This is a genomic window from Streptomyces sp. NPDC048644 (assembly GCF_043199105.1).
Classification (GTDB): Bacteria; Actinomycetota; Actinomycetes; order Streptomycetales; family Streptomycetaceae; genus Streptomyces.
This window is the reverse complement of sequence record NZ_JBICVO010000009.1, coordinates 296,984-313,056: the sequence shown is the minus strand read 5'-3', so window position 1 is coordinate 313,056 and position 16,073 is coordinate 296,984. Positions and strand designations below refer to the sequence as shown.

General features: G+C 73.7%; 12 protein-coding genes. 9 read left to right on the top strand and 3 right to left on the bottom strand.

Annotation, left to right across the window (positions count from 1 at the left end; genetic code table 11):
• Position 1: 1 nt before the first annotated feature.
• The 7 genes from ACGFNI_RS22695 (at position 2) to ACGFNI_RS22665 (ending at position 7,886) form a co-directional block, all read left to right on the top strand.
• Complete coding sequence (locus tag ACGFNI_RS22695) at positions 2-1,048, top strand: LLM class flavin-dependent oxidoreductase (RefSeq protein ID WP_393686375.1); 1,047 nt, start codon at positions 2-4, stop codon at positions 1,046-1,048.
• Positions 1,048-2,430: an NtaA/DmoA family FMN-dependent monooxygenase gene (locus ACGFNI_RS22690; protein ID WP_393686373.1), complete on the top strand. Its 1,383-nt coding sequence runs from the start codon at positions 1,048-1,050 to the stop codon at positions 2,428-2,430. Before ACGFNI_RS22695 ends, ACGFNI_RS22690 begins: the two co-directional genes overlap by 1 nt.
• Positions 2,427-3,212 (top strand): DUF1684 domain-containing protein, encoded by a 786-nt coding sequence (locus ACGFNI_RS22685; protein ID WP_393686372.1) that lies wholly within the window; start codon positions 2,427-2,429, stop codon positions 3,210-3,212. The genes ACGFNI_RS22690 and ACGFNI_RS22685 overlap by 4 nt, the downstream gene beginning before the upstream one ends.
• A gap of 292 nt (positions 3,213-3,504) precedes the next feature.
• Entirely contained in the window at positions 3,505-4,410 is a 906-nt protein-coding gene (locus ACGFNI_RS22680) for a S1 family peptidase (RefSeq protein WP_393686370.1), read from the top strand.
• Positions 4,411-4,617: 207 nt separating this feature from the next.
• Positions 4,618-5,688: a slipin family protein gene (locus ACGFNI_RS22675; RefSeq protein ID WP_393686368.1), complete on the top strand. Its 1,071-nt coding sequence runs from the start codon at positions 4,618-4,620 to the stop codon at positions 5,686-5,688.
• Between the two features lie 102 nt (positions 5,689-5,790).
• Complete coding sequence (locus ACGFNI_RS22670; RefSeq protein WP_393686366.1) at positions 5,791-6,213, top strand: hypothetical protein; 423 nt, start codon at positions 5,791-5,793, stop codon at positions 6,211-6,213.
• Positions 6,214-6,818: 605 nt separating this feature from the next.
• The gene (locus tag ACGFNI_RS22665) at positions 6,819-7,886 is read left to right on the top strand and encodes a S1 family peptidase (protein ID WP_393686492.1); all 1,068 of its coding nucleotides are present in this window, start codon (positions 6,819-6,821) and stop codon (positions 7,884-7,886) included.
• 153 nt (positions 7,887-8,039) lie between these two features.
• Here the strand turns inward: ACGFNI_RS22665 and ACGFNI_RS22660 are convergent, their stop codons facing one another.
• Positions 8,040-8,492: a subtilase-type protease inhibitor gene (locus tag ACGFNI_RS22660; RefSeq protein WP_393686364.1), complete on the bottom strand. Its 453-nt coding sequence runs from the start codon at positions 8,490-8,492 to the stop codon at positions 8,040-8,042.
• A 319-nt stretch (positions 8,493-8,811) separates the two neighbouring features.
• Positions 8,812-9,903 (bottom strand): DUF3533 domain-containing protein, encoded by a 1,092-nt coding sequence (locus tag ACGFNI_RS22655; RefSeq protein ID WP_393686362.1) that lies wholly within the window; start codon positions 9,901-9,903, stop codon positions 8,812-8,814.
• 307 nt (positions 9,904-10,210) lie between these two features.
• Here ACGFNI_RS22655 and ACGFNI_RS22650 point away from each other — a divergent pair, with 307 nt between their 5' ends.
• Together ACGFNI_RS22650 and ACGFNI_RS22645 are read left to right on the top strand one after the other, a co-directional pair.
• Positions 10,211-13,687 carry a DNA polymerase III subunit alpha gene (locus ACGFNI_RS22650; RefSeq protein WP_393686360.1) on the top strand — a complete coding sequence of 1,159 codons (3,477 nt, stop codon included), beginning with the start codon at positions 10,211-10,213 and terminating at the stop codon, positions 13,685-13,687.
• On the top strand, positions 13,684-14,742 hold the full coding sequence (locus ACGFNI_RS22645) for a hypothetical protein (protein ID WP_393686358.1): 1,059 nt from the start codon (positions 13,684-13,686) through the stop codon (positions 14,740-14,742). Before ACGFNI_RS22650 ends, ACGFNI_RS22645 begins: the two co-directional genes overlap by 4 nt.
• Here ACGFNI_RS22645 and ACGFNI_RS22640 read toward each other — a convergent pair.
• The gene (locus ACGFNI_RS22640) at positions 14,731-16,047 is read right to left on the bottom strand and encodes an APC family permease (RefSeq protein WP_393686356.1); all 1,317 of its coding nucleotides are present in this window, start codon (positions 16,045-16,047) and stop codon (positions 14,731-14,733) included. The two genes, ACGFNI_RS22645 and ACGFNI_RS22640, sit on opposite strands and share 12 nt — an antisense overlap.
• Positions 16,048-16,073 lie beyond the last annotated feature (26 nt).

The following is a 16,073-nucleotide window of genomic DNA, read 5'->3' as shown; positions in this document are numbered from 1 at the left end:
CATGTCCGCACCACGACACCCGCTCCACCTGGCCGTCGCGCTGGACGGCCCGCGGCCCGCAGGACCCGACGACGCGCGCCGCTACGACGCGGAGCACTACGTCCGGCTGGCCCGCACCGCCGAGCGCGGCACCCTCGACTTCGTCACCCTCGGCGACAGCTTCGGCCGTCCTGGCCCCGACGCGCCCGCCGTGCTCGCCCGGGTGGCACCGGCGACCACCCACATCGGCCTGGTCCCCACCGTCACCACCACCCACACCGAGCCCTTCCACGTCTCCACCACCGTCAGCACCCTGGACTGGGTCAGCACCGGCCGGGCCGGCTGGCAGGCCGACGTGTCCACCACCGACGCCGATGCCGCGCTCTTCGGACGGCGGCCCGCCGCCCCGCCCGCCGAGGTGTGGCGCGAGGCCGGCGAGGTCGCCGACGTCGTCGCCCGGCTGTGGGACAGCTGGGAGGACGACGCCGAGATCCGCGACCGGGCGAGTGGCCGCTTCATCGACCGCGACAAGCTGCACTACGTCGACTTCACCGGCACCGCCTTCACCGTCCGCGGCCCGTCCATCGTCCCCCGCCCGCCCCAGGGCCGGCCGGTCACCGTCGTGGACGCGACCGGCACGGACGACGGCGCCGCCGAGGCCCTACGGGAGGTGGCCGCCGCCCACGCGGACGTTGCGCTGGTCAGGGCCGAGGACCCGCAGACCGCCGGCGCCGCCCGCGAGGAGCTGCGCGCCCGCGCCCGCGCGCACGGCCGCGACCCGGACCTGCTGGTCGTCCTCGCCTCGCTGCCCGTCGAGCTGGACGCGCCCGGCGACGCCGCCGGGCTCGCCGACCTGCTCGGCGACTGGCACGCCGCCGGCGCGGCGGACGGCTTCCACCTGCGGCCCGCCGACCCGGCGCGCGACCTCGGCCTCCTGGTCGACACCACCGTCCCCGTCCTCCGGGAGCGCGGCCTGCTGCGCCGCTCCTACCCGGGTGCCACGCTGCGCGCGCACCTGGGCCTGCCCCGCCCCGCCAACCGCTACGCGCTCGCCCGAGAGGCTTCGTGATGACCACGTCCCGTACCGCACCGCAGCCCGGTGCCCGCAAGCAGATCCACCTGGCGGCGCACTTCCCCGGCGTCAACAACACCACCGTGTGGGACGACGCCCCGTCCGCAGGCAGCGGTCAGGACGCCGCGCGGCACCCCTCGATCGGCAGCCAGATCGCCTTCTCGTCCTTCACCCACCTCGCCCGCACCGCGGAGCGCGGCCTGTTCGACTTCTTCTTCCTCGCCGAGGGGCTGCGGCTGCGCGAGCACAAGGGCCGCATCCACGACCTCGACGTGGTCGGCCGCCCCGAATCGCTCACCGTGCTGAACGCGCTGGCCGCCGTCACCGACCGGCTCGGCCTGGCCGCCACCGTCAACGCGACCTTCAACGAGCCCTACGAACTGGCCCGCAGGCTGGCCTCGCTCGACCACCTCAGCGAAGGCCGGGCCGCCTGGAACGTCGTCACCTCGTCGGACGCCTTCACCGGCGAGAACTTCCGCCGCGGCGGCTACCTCGACCGCGCCGACCGCTACACCAGGGCCGCCGAATTCGTCGCCACCGCACGGGAGTTGTGGGACGCCCACGCCGCCGACGGGCACCCCGTGCCGTTCGACCACGCCGGCACCCACTTCGACATCCGCGGCGAGTTCACCCTCCCGCGCAGCCCGCAGGGCCACCCCGTCGTCATCCAGGCGGGCGACTCGTCCGCGGGCCGCGAGTTCGCCGCGTCCGCCGCGGACGTGATCTTCACCCGGCACAGCGGTCTCGAAGCCGGGCGGGCCTTCTACGCCGACGTCAAGAGCCGGCTGGCGGCATACGGCAGGCAGCCGGACGACCTCAAGATCATGCCCGGTGTCACCTTCGTGCTCGGCGACACCGCGGCCGAGGCACAGCAGCAGGCCGTCGAGATCCGCAGGCAGCAGGTCTCGCCGCAGAACGCGCTGCTCGCACTGGAGCAGATCTGGGGCGTCGACCTCTCCTCCTACGACCCCGACGGGCCGCTCCCCGACATCGACCCCGTCCCCGATTCCGCACTCGCCCAGGGCCGCGTCAAGATCGCCGACCCGAAGGCGGTGGCCGACAAGTGGCGCGCACTGTCGCAGGCCAAGGGCCTGTCCATCCGGGAAACCGTCATCGAGACCACCGGCAGGCAGTCCTTCATCGGCACGCCGGAAGCCGTCGCCGAAGAGATGGACACCTTCGTGCAGTCCGACGCATCCGACGGATTCATCCTCGTGCCGCACCTGACCCCCGGCGGCCTCGACCCGTTCGTCGACCGGGTCGTGCCGCTGCTCCAGGAGCGCGGCGTCTTCCGCACGGAATACACCGGCACCACCCTGCGCTCACACCTGGGGCTGCCGGACCCGGCACGCCCGGCAGGAAAGGGTGACAGGGCATGAGCACGCAAGCACGTCAGGAGTGGCAGAAGTGGCGCGAGGAACGCGCCGCCGAGGTCGCCCGACCGTACGGACCGCTGGCCCTGACCGGCATCCACTGGCTCGCCGACCACCCCGACGGGCACATCCAAGGACTGCCGGGACGCTGGTACGACGACGGCGACGCGGTGCTGCTGCGGGCCGCGGCCACCGAAGGACTCGCCGTCGACGGCGCCCCGCTCGACGGCGAGGTCAGGCTCGGCCCGGACACCGCACCCGAGGCCACCCGCGTCACCCGGGGCGCACGCCACTTCCTGGTGCTGCACCGCGAAGGGCTGTGGGCGGTGCGCGACTTCGACCCGGGCTCGGCGGCCCGTACCGCGTTCACCGGCATCGACGTCTTCGACCACGACGAGCGCTGGGTGCGCCCCGGCCGCTACCGCCCCTACCCGCAGGGCCGGACCGTCCAGGTGCCCAACGCCGACGGGGTGCGGCGCGGCCTCGGCCTCGCCGGTGAACTGACCTTCACCCTCGACGGCGACGCGCACACCCTCCAGGTCGCGGTCGAGGGCGACGGCTCCCTGTGGGCGGTGCTCGCCGACGCCACCAGCGGCACGGACAGCTACCGCTTCCGCTTCCTGCGCCCGCCGGCCCCCGCGGCGGACGGCAGCGTCACCGTCGACCTCAACCGCGTCCTGCTGCCGCCCTGCGCCTTCGCCGACCACTTCATCTGCCCCTTCCCGCCGCCCGGCAACACCCTGCCCATCGCCCTGCGGGCCGGTGAACGGAACCGCAGCGCGGGCTGATCCGTCCCACCCCCGACCGAGGGGGTCACCCGCCGTCCCGGCGCTCCCGGAAACGGGCGCCGGGACGGCACACACCCCCGGAGCCGACGGCTCTTTCTGCCCTCCGGCCCCTGCCGTCCCTGCCGCCCCACGCCTTCCCGACCCCTCTTGCGCTGCGGGCCGCCGCGCCCGACACTCCCGATCAGCGCTTGTCAGGGGCACGTGGAAAAGGAACGTGCGGCTTCCCGCGTGCCCTTCGGCTGCGCCTCACGGGCCACCATCGGCGGCCCATCGATCCCCTCGGAGGAATCACGTGAGGAATGCGCGTATCAGACCCCGCAGCGGCGTACAGAGACGCATCCGGCTGATCGCCGTCGCGTCAGGGCTGGTGGCCGTGGGGGCCATCACGATCCCGACCGCCAACGCCCAAGGCCCCGCGCCCGCACAGAAGTTCAGCGCCTCCCAGCTCTCCGCCGCGAGTTCCGCGGTCCGCTCCGCGGACGTCGCAGGCACCGCGTGGCGGGTCGACCCGCAGACCGGCACCCTGGTCGTCACGGCCGACCGGACCGTCTCCCGCGCCGAGCTGGCCTCGATCGAACGGGCGGCGGGCGGCAACGCCGGCGCCCTGCGCGTCGAGCGCACCTCCGGCACCCTGCGCAAGCTCATCTCCGGCGGCGACCCCATCTACGCCCCCAGCTGGCGCTGCTCGCTCGGCTTCAACGTCCGCAGCGGCAGCACCTATTACTTCCTGACGGCGGGCCACTGCACCGACGGCAACCCGCCCTGGTACACCAACTCCGCGAACACCACGAACATCGGCACCACCACCGGCTCCAGCTTCCCCGGCAACGACTACGGCATCGTGAAGTACACCTCGTCGGTCGGTCATGAGGGAACGGTCGGCGGCCAGGACATCTCCAGCGCCGGCACCCCGACCGTCGGCCAGACCGTCACCCGCCGCGGTTCCACCACCGGTACCCACAGCGGCACGGTCACCGGCCTGAACGCCACCGTCAACTACGGCAACGGCGACATCGTCTCCGGACTCATCCAGACCACCGTCTGCGCCGAGCCCGGCGACAGCGGCGGCCCGCTCTACTCCGGCACCAAGGCACTCGGCCTCACCTCCGGCGGCAGCGGCGACTGCACCTCGGGCGGCACGACCTTCTTCCAGCCCGTCACCGAGGCGCTCAGCGCCTACGGCGTGAGCGTCTACTGACGGCACGGAGCGGCCCGTACGCACCGCTCCTGACCTGCTGAGATCCCCGCACGACCGGGCGTGTGCCCGGGATGGCGCGGTCCCCTGTCCGCCGGCGGACAGGGGACCGCGCCGACAGCCGCCGACGCCGAGCGGCCATCTCACCCACCGGGCATACCATGGTAAAGAGCAACAACCCGGACGGATGGTGAATGTCAGGGGGCTTCGATGCTGGAAGAACTGGTGACCAGCGGCGTGGCGCTCGCCTCGGCGGGTGTCGTCTACGCACTGGCGGCGGCGCGGGTGGTCAGGCAGTACGAACGCGGCGTGGTGCTCCGGCTCGGCCGGCTGACCTCATCGGTCCGCGAACCCGGATTCACCATGATCGTTCCGATCGTCGACCGGATGCGCAAGGTCAACATGCAGATCGTCACGATGCCGGTGCCCGCACAGGAAGGCATCACCCGGGACAACGTCACCGTCCGGGTCGACGCGGTGGTCTACTTCAAGGTCGTCGACGCCGCCGACGCGGTGATCGCCGTCGAGGACTACCGCTTCGCCGTCTCCCAGGTCGCGCAGACCTCGCTGCGTTCGATCATCGGCAAGAGCGACCTGGACGAACTGCTCTCCAACCGCGAGAAGCTCAACCAGGGCCTCGAAGTCATGATCGACAGCCCGGCGCTCGGCTGGGGCGTGCAGATCGACCGGGTGGAGATCAAGGACGTCTCGCTGCCGGAGACGATGAAACGCTCGATGGCGCGCCAGGCGGAGGCCACCCGCGACCGGCGGGCCCGGGTCATCAACGCCGACGCCGAACTCCAGGCGTCGAAGAAGCTGGCCGAGGCGGCCCAGGCGATGTCCGGGCAGCCGGCCGCACTCCAACTCCGCCTGTTGCAGACCGTGGTGGCGGTCGCCGCCGAGAAGAACTCCACGCTGGTGCTGCCCTTCCCCGTGGAACTGCTGCGCTTCCTGGAACGCTCCGGCCTCCACGCCGAGGCCGAGACGGCCCGCGCCGACGCCGAGCAGACCCGCTCCCGGCAACAGGACGAACCCGCCGCCCCGCCCCCGGACCCGCACGGCACCTACATAGCCGACCTCGTCACGGAGGACCCCACCTCCCTCACCGACCCCACGTCCCCCACCTCCCTGGGCCCGGACCCGGCACTCGCCCCCGACCACTACCTGGAGACGGGCCAACTACCGGACGACGAGGACCTGGAGCTGGGCCGGCCCCCGGACGAGCAGAGCGGCGAGGCGGACGGCCGGGGGCCGGGGGAGCGGGGGGCGGGCTCGCCTTGAGAACCGCCCGGCAAGGCAGAGCTGTCCGACGTCATGGTTCGCCCGACCCGACAGGCCCTAGGGTGATGCTGTATCCACGATGCGGGAAAGAGGGGGGCGGTCATGGATCCAGACATGGCAGCGTTGGCAGGCACCGCAGGAACAACACTCGTCACTCTGCTGACGACCGAGACCTGGCAGGGCATCAGGGGAAGGTTCGTCTCGCTGTGGCAGCGGGCCAGGCCCGACCGGGCGCCCGCCATCGCCGACGAACTCGACGCGTCCCGCGAAGAGTTGCTCAACGCGCAGGCCACGGGCGACAACGAAGCCGAAGCCGAGCTCGGGGCGGAATGGCAGGGCCGCATCAGGCGACTGCTCACGGCCCACCCCGAACTCGCCGATGAACTGCGGTCGATGCTCGACGAGTTGGCTCCCGGCGCCACCGCGGCACCCACGGTGACACAGCACGCCACCGCCTCCGGAAACGCACGGGTCTACCAAGCCGGCCGCGACATGCGTATCGGCGGCGGGGCTGAGGGCCCGTGAACGAGGACGCTTCGCTGGGGGCTGCGGCGTACGGGCTTCGCGCCGGCAGGCCGGCGGTGGCCGCTGACCGGGGTGCGTGATCGGGCTGGGCGGTGACGCCGAGGAAGCGGTGAACCTCGTGGTCGAAGCCTGTGCCGACGCACTCCCGGGGCTCACCGGTCCCGCCACCTGACCCCGGCTGCCCCTGCCCGGCGCCCACTGCAGCCCCCGAACGCAAGCTCCCCGACGCCGAGTTCACCCCAGCCGCAGCGCCCCCGTCCGTTATCCGGACCCCCGCCCTCCGGGCCAACGCTTTCCGGACAGGTCTAGTCCTTACCAAGTGCGTGCCATCGGCTGCTCGGTGTGGTCGGGGGTGTCCGGAGTCGGGGGCGACGTGCGCGGATATCGGTGTGGACGCGATGTGTTGAAGTGGTGAACTCCCGTACCCGAGACCGGAACTCGGTCTTGTGCGCGAGTGAGCGGGGTGGGAATACTCGGCGACGCACGTTGGCATGGACGCGACTCCCTGAGGTGATCGAGCGAGGGGCGCACGTCTGTGACCTGTTCCTCACACTCTCCGGGCCCGTGCAGTCCCCACACGGCGGGTCCTTCCCCCCACGGGAGGCATTGAGTTGAAGCACCGTCGCATACCCCAGCGCCGTGCGGTTCTGGCCGGAGCGGGAGCACTGGCTCTCGCCGCCACCGCCACACTCACCCTCACCGCCAACGCAGCCACCACGCCCCAGGCCGCCAAGCTGAGCCCGGCCGCGGCGACCACGCTCGCCTCGCAGTTCAAGACCGGAACCGCAGGCTCGTACTACGACGCACAGGCCAAGAAGCTCGTGGTCAACGTCGTGGACGAGTCGGCAGCCCAGGCCGTCCAGGCCAAGGGTGCGGAGGCCAGACTCGTCAAGCACTCGATGGCCCAGCTCGACTCGGCGCGTCAGACGCTGAAGTCCAAGGCGACCATCCCTGGCACCTCCTGGGGCGTCGACCCCCGGAGCAACAAGGTCGTGGTGACCGCGGACCGTACGGTCAAGGGCGCCGCGCTCGCCAAGCTCACCAAGGTCACCGAAGGTCTCGGTGACCGGGCCGAACTCCGCCGCACGAAGGGGGAGATCAAGCCCCTGATCGCCGGTGGCGACGCGATCTGGGGGAGCAGCGCCCGCTGCTCGCTCGGCTTCAACGTCGTCAAGGACGGCCAGCCGTACTTCCTGACCGCCGGTCACTGCGGCAACGCCGTGCAGAGCTGGTCCGACCAGCAGGGTGGCCAGGAGGTCGCCACCACCGAGGACTCCAAGTTCCCGGGTGACGACTACTCCATCTCCAAGTACACAGGTGACACCGAGCACCCCAGCGAGGTGGACCTCTACAACGGCAGCACCCAGAAGATCACCAAGGCCGCCGATGCCACGGTCGGTGAGAAGGTGCAGCGCAGCGGCAGCACCACCCAGGTGCACGACGGCACCGTCAAGGCGCTCAACGCGACCGTCAACTACCAGGAGGGCTCGGTCGAAGGTCTGATCCAGACCGACGTCTGCGCCGAGCCCGGCGACAGCGGCGGCGCGCTCTTCGACGGCGAGTCCGCGCTCGGCCTCACCTCCGGCGGCAGCGGCGACTGCTCGTCGGGTGGCGAGACCTACTTCCAGCCGGTTCCCGAGGCCCTGGAGGCCGAGGGCGCCCAGATCGGCTGACGCACCACGCCGTGCCCGAACGGCCCGTCGCGGCACCGCACTTCGCGGGTCCGCGACGCGCCGCAGGGCACGGCACCGGCACCGGCCCCCGGACTTCTTCGACGTCCGGGGGCCGGTGCCGTGCTGCGTGCGCGGCCCGGTGGCGGGGAGTGCTCAGAACTCGAAGACCGCGCCCGCGCCGTCCTGCATCGCGCAGGAGTTGGCGAAGGTGTGCGTGTACGCGACCCGGCGGCCCTGCCAGACGCCGTCAGCCGTCACCACGACCGGAGCCCACTCCTTGGTACACACCCGTGTGCTCCTGGCGCCGGTCACCTGGTCCAAGTCGCCCTTCACGGCGTTCAGTTGGCCGCAGGCCGCGCGGGCGACGGGGTGGCTGCCGCCGGCCACCGGGGCGCAGGTCAAGGTCACCGCGCGCGCCACGGTGGAGCTCGCGCGGCTCTCGCCTTCGCCGACGGTCAGGACCAGCGCCGACGGGGCGTACAGCCCACCGCTCCGGGCGGACTGCGCCGCGGCGGCGGCCGGCGTGGTGGCCGCCTGTGCGGTGGTGGCCAGTGCGCCGAGAACCAGTGCCGCGCCGAGCGCGATCCCCCCAGTGATGTACCGCATGCCGAACACTCCCTTGCTCGAAGTTCCAGATAACGGACGGGAGTCTGGCTCAACGGCACAGTGATCGCACACCGGTCGGTGACTTTCAGGCGATAGATGAAAGCGGTGGGTAATGGCGTGAACAGATGTGGTGATGCTGTGGAGATCCGGCGCCTGTGACGTGTGCGGCCAGCGGGTATGCCGCCGCGCGGCAGCCGTCGTCCCTCCTGTCGGGGGCGGTGCCACGGAGCGGATCCGGCCGCCGTACGGGCGTCCGGACGTCGGTACGGTGCCCGGGTATTGGCCCGAAGGGGGTGTGTGGCGGGCCGCGCGGCCGGGTTCAGGCGGGTCGCGGCTCCGGTTCCCCGGCCCGCTCCCCATTCCCGTCCTTCCCGTTTTTCCCGTTCCTGCCGTTCTTCCCGTGCAGTGCCGCCAGGACGGTGGTGAGCACCGCGCCGCCCACCGCCCAGGCGGAGAGCACCAGGAGCGAGCCGGTCAGCCCGTTGCCCCGGAAGTAGCCGACGGACCGTGCCGCCCAGGTGCCGGCGCCCGGCGGCAGCGCAGGTCCGATCGCCCGCCAGAACGGCGGCAGCAGCGGGTAGGGGTAGGCGCCGCCCGCGCTCGGGTTGCCCAGCACCACGATCACCAGGATCGCCAGGCCGATGCCGATGATGCCGAGCAGCCCCTGGAACGCCAGGGTCGTGGCCCCCACGGCGAAGACCGTCAGCGCGCCCACTCCCCACAGTGCGAACAGGCTGCCGGGGAGCGCGCCGAGCACCGGTCCGATCACCACCGCGCCGGCCAGCCCCGCCGCGATCGAGTAGACCGCGAGCGCGCCCAGCCGGATCACCGCCCGGGTGCCGTTCGCGGGGCGGGCGCCGGCGCTGATCGCCAGGATCGCGGCGCAGAGATAGCCGCCGACGCACCAGCCCACCACGAGGTAGAACGACGACAGGCTGCGGGCGTCGCCCCGGTCGGCGGGCGCCACGTCCTCGGTCCGCACGCTGCGCCGCTGGGCCTTCTCCGCCGCGCCGACGACCGCCTCGGCCGCCTGCGACAGCGAGGCGCCGCCGCCGCTGGCGACCAGCAGCCGGTCGGTGTTGCCGCGCGGGTCGACGAGCAGCGCGGCGTCGATCTTCCGGTCCGCCAACTGGCGCCGCGCGGCGGCCTCCGATGCCACCGGGCGCGGGTCGAGCGGCGAGCCGTTCAGCCGGTCCAGCTTGGTCACCAGTTGCCCCCGGGTCTGCGCCGGGGCGACCACGCCGAGGGCGATGTCGGTCGGCTTGGGAGCGTGGAAGGCCCCGGCGTACGAGGTGATGAACGCGATCATCAGGCCCAGTACGCCGACCACCAGCAGGGTGGCCCGGGGTGTCACCGCGTCCCACACCTCCTTGATGAAGGTGGTGGGGGTGCCCTCGTCCGTCGTGGCCATTGCGCCGCTCCTCGCCCCGTCGAGCCGTGTCGTGCTCTGCCCTGCCGTGCCGCTTCCGCTTCTGTGCCGCTTCCGTACGGCTTCCGCTTCCGTGTCGTGCCGATGGCGCGCCGTGGCGGGTCCTGTGCACCCACATCCTCCGGTCGGCTGCGGGTGTGCGCAGATCGGGCGCGGCCGATCGACGGAAAGGGGGGCGGTGGCGGGCCCGCTCCACGTGTTCGTACGAATGTTCGAGCGACGGGTTATGGTGGAGGGGGAAGCAGGGACACGGGACCAGCCGGGGGCGGATGAGGTACAGGAGGTGCGGATGCCGGGGTTCACGCATCTGCACACCGCTTCGGGGTTCTCCCTGCGCTACGGCGCCTCCCACCCGGAACGGCTCGCCGAGCGCGCCGCCGAACGCGGTATGGACACCCTCGCGCTGACCGACCGGGACGGGCTCTCCGGCGCCGTCCGCTTCGCCAAGGCCGCGGCAGGCGCCGGTGTCCGCCCGCTGTTCGGCGCCGAACTCGCCGTCGGGGAGCGCGTGGTGCGGCCCCCGGACGGCCACGCGGGCACGGGTCACCCGCGCACCCCGGTGCGCGGCGGCGCCTTCGTCGACGAGTCCGCCGCCCGCGTGGTCTTCCTGGCCCGTGACGGCGCGGCCGGCTGGGCCGCCCTGTGCCGGCTGGTCACGGCCGCGCACGCGGACGGCGGCGAGCGGCCCGTCCTGCCGTGGCACGCGCTGGAAACGGCGACGGACGGGGTCACCGTCCTGCTCGGCCCCGAATCCGACGTCGGGCGGGCGCTCGCCTCGGGCCGCCCGGACCGCGCCGTCCGGCTCCTCGCCCCCTGGCGCGAGCGGTACGGCGACGCGCTGCGTCTGGAGGCCGTCGACCACGGACGCCCCGGCAGCGGCCCCGGCTCGCTCCGGCTGGCCGCCCGCACCCTCGGCCTCGCCGTCGACCAGGGCATCCGCGCCGTCCTGACCAATGCGGTCCGCTACGCCGACCCAGGACAGGGCCCGGTCGCCGACGTCCTGGACTCCGCCCGCCTCCTGGTGCCGGTCGACCGGCACCGCCCCGACACCTGGGACAGCGGCGAACGCTGGCTCAAGGACACCGCCGCGATGCACCGCACCGCCGAGCGGATCGCCGACGCGGCCGGCTTCCGGCGCGGCCTCGCCCACCGGCTGCTCGCCATGACCGAGGAGACCGCGGGCGCCTGCCGGGTCGACCCGGTAGACGACATCGGGCTCGGCCGCGTCCACTTCCCCGAACCCCGGCTGGTCGGCGCGGAACACCGCACCGCCGCCCGGGTGCTGCGCTCCCGCTGCGCCGCCGGGATGGTGCGGCGCGGCTACGACCGCGACCGGGCACGCTGGGAGCGGCTGCACGAGGAACTGCGCACCATCGAACGGCTCGGCTACCCCTCGTACTTCCTGACGGTCGCCCGGGTCGTGGACGACGTGCGGGAGCGGGGCATCCGGGTGGCGGCCCGCGGGTCAGGCGCCGGGTCGCTGGTCAACCACCTCCTGGGCATCGCCCACGCCGACCCCGTCGAGCACGGGCTGCTGATGGAACGCTTCCTGTCCGAGCGGCGGAAGGCGCTGCCCGACATCGACATCGACGTCGAGTCCGCCCGCAGGCTGGAGGTCTACCGCGCGATCTTCGACCGCTTCGGTGCCGAGCGGGTCGCGACGGTCTCGATGCCCGAGACCTACCGCGTCCGGCACGCGGTGCGTGACGTGGGCGCGGCCCTGGGCATGGACCCGGCGCGGGTGGACCGGATCGCCAAGGCGTTCCCGCACATCAGGGCCCGCGACGCCCGCTCGGCGCTGGCCGAACTGCCGGAGCTGCGCGGGGTGCGGGAGGCCGCCGACGAGCGGCTGTGGCAGCTGGTCGAGTCCCTGGACGCGCTGCCCCGCGGGATCGCCATGCACCCGTGCGGGGTGCTGCTCTCGGACGCCTCGCTGCTGAGCCGTACGCCCGTCGTGCCGACCAGCGGCGAGGGGTTCCCCATGTCCCAGTTCGACAAGGAGGACGTGGAAGACCTCGGGCTGCTCAAGCTCGACGTGCTGGGTGTGCGCATGCAGTCCGCGATGGCGCACGCGGTCGCCGAGATCGGGCGGGCCACCGGCCGCCGCATCGACCTGGACGATCCGGCGCAGGTGCCGCCGCGCGACCCGGCCACCTACGACCTGATCCGCTCCACCGAAACGCTCGGCTGCTTCCAGATCGAGTCGCCCGGCCAGCGCGACCTGGTCGGCAGGCTGCAACCCGCCTCCTTCCACGACCTGGTCGTCGACATCTCGCTCTTCCGTCCCGGACCGGTCGCCGCCGACATGGTGCGGCCCTTCATCGAGGCCAGGCACGGCCGCAGGCCCGTCCGCTATCCGCACCCCGACCTGGAGGAGCCGCTGCGCGAGACCTACGGCGTCGTGGTGTTCCACGAGCAGATCATCGAAATTCTGCGGATCATGACCGGCTGTGCGCGGGACGAGGCGGACGAGAAGCGGCGGGCGCTCTCGGATCCGGAGCGTCAGGGGCGGGTGCGCGCCTGGTTCGCCGACCGTGCCGGGCGGCGCGGCTACCCGCCCGAAGTGACCGCGCGCACCTGGGAGATCGTCGAGGCGTTCGGCGCGTACGGATTCTGCAAGGCGCACGCGGTGGCCTTCGCGGTGCCGACCTACCAGTCCGCCTGGCTCAAGGCGCATCACCCCGCGGCCTTCTACGCCGGGCTGCTCACCCACGACCCCGGGATGTACCCGAAGCGGCTGCTGCTCGCGGACGCGCGGCGGCGCGGGGTGCCGGTGCTGCCGCTGGACGTGAACCGCTCGGCGGTCACCCATCGCATCGAACTGGTGTCCGGTACGGTGGGTGGCGGCCCCGGCGTCTGGGGGCTGCGGCTCGCGCTCGGCGACGTGCACGGCATCGGCGACGACGAGGCGCGGCGGATCGAGGCCGGGCAGCCCTACCCCTCGCTCCAGGACCTGTGGCAGCGGGCCGCGCCGCGCCGCCCGGTGGTCGAACGCCTCGCCAGGGTGGGCGCGTTGGACGCCTTCGGCGCCAACCGCAGGGACCTGCTGCTGCACATCGCCGAACTCCACCAGCGGCAGCGCCGGGCCCCCGCAGGACAGCTGACGCTGCCGGGCCGGGCCGACGGCGACGGGCGGGCCGACACCGCCGAGCCCGTCGGGCTGCCCGACCTCGGCGACGTCGAACGGCTCAGCGCCGAGCTGGGTGTCCTCGGCATGGACACCTCCCGCCATCTGATGGCCGACCACCGGGAGTTCCTCGCGGAGCTTGGCGTGCTGCCCGCCAGGCTGCTGCGGGGCGCGAGCAACGGCGAGACGGTGCTGGTCGCCGGGGCCAAGGCGGCCACCCAGACGCCGCCGGTCCGCTCCGGCCGCCGGGTCATCTTCACCACCCTCGACGACAGCACGGGCCTGGTCGACTGCGCCTTCTTCGACGACAGCCACGAGGCGTGCGCGCACACCGTCTTCCACTCCTGGCTGCTGCTGGTGCGCGGCACCGTCCAGCGGCGCGGCCCGCGCAGCGTCAGCGTGGTCGGCGCCGCCGCCTGGAACCTCGCCGAACTCGCCGAACTGCGCCGCGACGGCGGCCTGGAGGCGGTCACCGCCCGCCTCGCCGCCGCACCGCAGGCGGCGGACGCCGCGCCGGGACGCACCATCCGGCTGGAGACCGGCTACACCCTGCACCCGTGGGCCGACCTCAAGACGCCGGGCGAACGCGCCGCCACCGGCCGCAAACTGTGGCACTCCAGCCCGGGGAGCGCGGGATGACCACCGCGCCGGAGCCCGGCACGCTCCACATACGGTTCGGTACCGCGGACGGCGGGCCCGTGGGCGCGGAGACGTACGAGCAACTGCTCGGCCTGCTGGCGCAGTTCACGCCGGCGGTCGAGGCGCTGCCGCCGGACGCCGCGCTGGCCGACGTCCGCGGGGCGCTGCGCTACTTCGGCCGGGACGCGGCGGGCATCGCCGCCCTGGTGCGGCTGCGCGCCCTGGCCTGGTACGGCGTGCGGTGCACGATCGGCGTCGCGGGCAACCCACTGCTCGCGCGGATGGCGGCCCAGGGCGCACCGCCGGGTGAGGTCAGGGTCGTCCCCGCGGACGAAGGGTCGGTCGCCGCCTTCCTCGCCCGCCGCCCGGCCGCCGCCCTGCACGGCGTGGGCCCGGCGACCGCGCGCACGCTGTGCGCCTACGGGCTCGACAGCGTCGGGCGGATCGCCGCCGCGCCACCCGCGACCCTCCAGCGGATCCTCGGTGTGAAGACCGGCCGGATGGTGTACGAGCGGGCCTGCGGCATCGACCCGACGCCGGTCTCCCCGCACGCCGCCGCCCGCTCGATGGCCGCCGAACACCGCTTCCCGCACGACGAACTCGACCCGGCCAGGCGGCGCGGCGCGCTGCTCGCGCTGGCCGACGGACTGGGGGCCAGGATGCGGGCCGGCGGGCAGGCGGCCCGCGCGCTCACCCTCGTTGTCCGCTACGCCGACCGTTCGTCGACGACCCGCACCCGCAGGCTCGCCGAGCCGACCGCGCACGGCCCGGCGCTGACCGAAGCGGCCTACGCGCTGCACGCGGCGCTCGGGCTGCAACGGGCGCGGGTGCGGTCGGTGGCCCTGCGGGCGGACGACCTGTGCCGGGCCGAACTGGCCACCAGGCAGCTGACGTTCGACCCGGTGGACGACAGGGCCCGCCGGATCGAGGCCGCCGTCGACCGGGCGCGGGCCCGCTTCGGCGAGCGCGCGGCAGGCCCTGCGGCGACGCGCCCGCCCGTTTCCCCTGCGGGCGCCGGCCACCGGGCACAGGGCCCCCGCGGCTCAGCCGGCTGACCCGTGCGCCCCCGGCCTCTTCCGGCGCCGCAGCCCGCGCAGCGTCAGGAAGCCGAACGAGGCGAGCGCCAGCGCCGCCGGAATCAGCAGCAGCCACCCGGAGAAGGCCAGCACCCCAGCCGTCAGCACGGCACTGGCGATCACGCCGTACCACAGGGGCGTGCGGCGCGGCAGCAGCACCAGCGCGGCGCCGAGCCCGGCCAGGGTGACCGCGGCCAGGCAGGTGGCGGTCGCCCGCATCAGCAGATCCAGGTCGGCGCCGCCGAAGCCCGCCGCCACGGCCAGCAGGACACAGGCACAGCCGAGCACCGCGAGCGCGCGGCGCGGCACCTCGCCAGGACCGCCGCCCCTGGCCAGCCAGCGGGGCGCGGCGCCGTCACGGCCGAGCGCGGCGCCGAGCCTGGAGGCGCCCGCCAGATAGGAGTTGACCGCGCCGAAGGTGAGGAACAGGGCGGCCACGGCGGCGACCGGCCGCGCGGCACCGCCGATGCTCTGGGCGAGCAGCGCGGTCAGCGGGGTGTCCGTACCTGCCGCCTCCGGGCCCAGCGCGCCGATGGTGGCGAGGGCCAGGCCGAGGTAGAGCACCGTGATCGTGATCAGCGTGTTGCGGGTCACCCGCGGCAGGTCCCGGGCGGGGTCGGCGAATTCACCGGACAGATGGCTCGCCGCCTCCCAGCCGGCGAACGCGAAGAACAGCACCGAAGCGGCCGAGCCGACCGACGACCAGCCGCCGGGCAGGAACGGGGTGAAGTGACCGGCCGACACGTGCGGGGCTGCGGCCAGCACCGCGCACAGCAGCACCGCGGCCAGCAGCCCGCCGAGCAGCAGCTGCACCCGGCCCGACATCCGCAGCCCGACCGCGTTGGAGACCAGCGAACCGGCCAGCACCACGCCGCCGACCGCCGCGGCGCCCGCGTCGCCCCAACCGGCCGCGTCCGCCACGTACTTCCCGCCGATCCAGGCGGCCGACACCACCCCGATCGGCACCGCGCCGAAGAACCACCAGCCCACGGTGGCCGCGGCCCGCGGCCCCGCGGCCCGGTGCACATACGTGGCCACGCCGCCGCCGTCGGGGAACCGCGCGCCGAGCGCGGCGAAAGCCGCCGCGACCGGTACGCACATGGCGAGCAGGACGACCCAGGCGAGGATCGAGGCGGGTCCGGCCGCCGCCGCTGCCAGGGACGGCAGGGTGAGCACGCCGGGCCCGAGCACGGCACCGGCGCACAGCGCGGTGCCGCTTCCGACGCCCAGCCGCCGTACAACCGGCGCGTGAGAGACGGGAAGAGGTGTCTGTTGAACGGTCACGATGGCAGAAGTTAGCCGGAACAATG

Excerpts from the sequence above, each read along its gene's own strand:
- ACGFNI_RS22695 (WP_393686375.1), top strand. The coding sequence starts at position 2 with ATGTCCGCACCACGACACCCGCTCCACCTGGCCGTCGCGCTGGACGGC.
- ACGFNI_RS22690 (WP_393686373.1), top strand. The coding sequence starts at position 1,048 with ATGACCACGTCCCGTACCGCACCGCAGCCCGGTGCCCGCAAGCAGATC.
- ACGFNI_RS22685 (WP_393686372.1), top strand. The coding sequence starts at position 2,427 with ATGAGCACGCAAGCACGTCAGGAGTGGCAGAAGTGGCGCGAGGAACGC.
- ACGFNI_RS22675 (WP_393686368.1), top strand. The coding sequence starts at position 4,618 with ATGCTGGAAGAACTGGTGACCAGCGGCGTGGCGCTCGCCTCGGCGGGT.
- ACGFNI_RS22670 (WP_393686366.1), top strand. The coding sequence starts at position 5,791 with ATGGATCCAGACATGGCAGCGTTGGCAGGCACCGCAGGAACAACACTC.
- ACGFNI_RS22660 (WP_393686364.1), bottom strand. The coding sequence starts at position 8,492 with ATGCGGTACATCACTGGGGGGATCGCGCTCGGCGCGGCACTGGTTCTC.
- ACGFNI_RS22655 (WP_393686362.1), bottom strand. The coding sequence starts at position 9,903 with ATGGCCACGACGGACGAGGGCACCCCCACCACCTTCATCAAGGAGGTG.
- ACGFNI_RS22650 (WP_393686360.1), top strand. The coding sequence starts at position 10,211 with ATGCCGGGGTTCACGCATCTGCACACCGCTTCGGGGTTCTCCCTGCGC.
- ACGFNI_RS22645 (WP_393686358.1), top strand. The coding sequence starts at position 13,684 with ATGACCACCGCGCCGGAGCCCGGCACGCTCCACATACGGTTCGGTACC.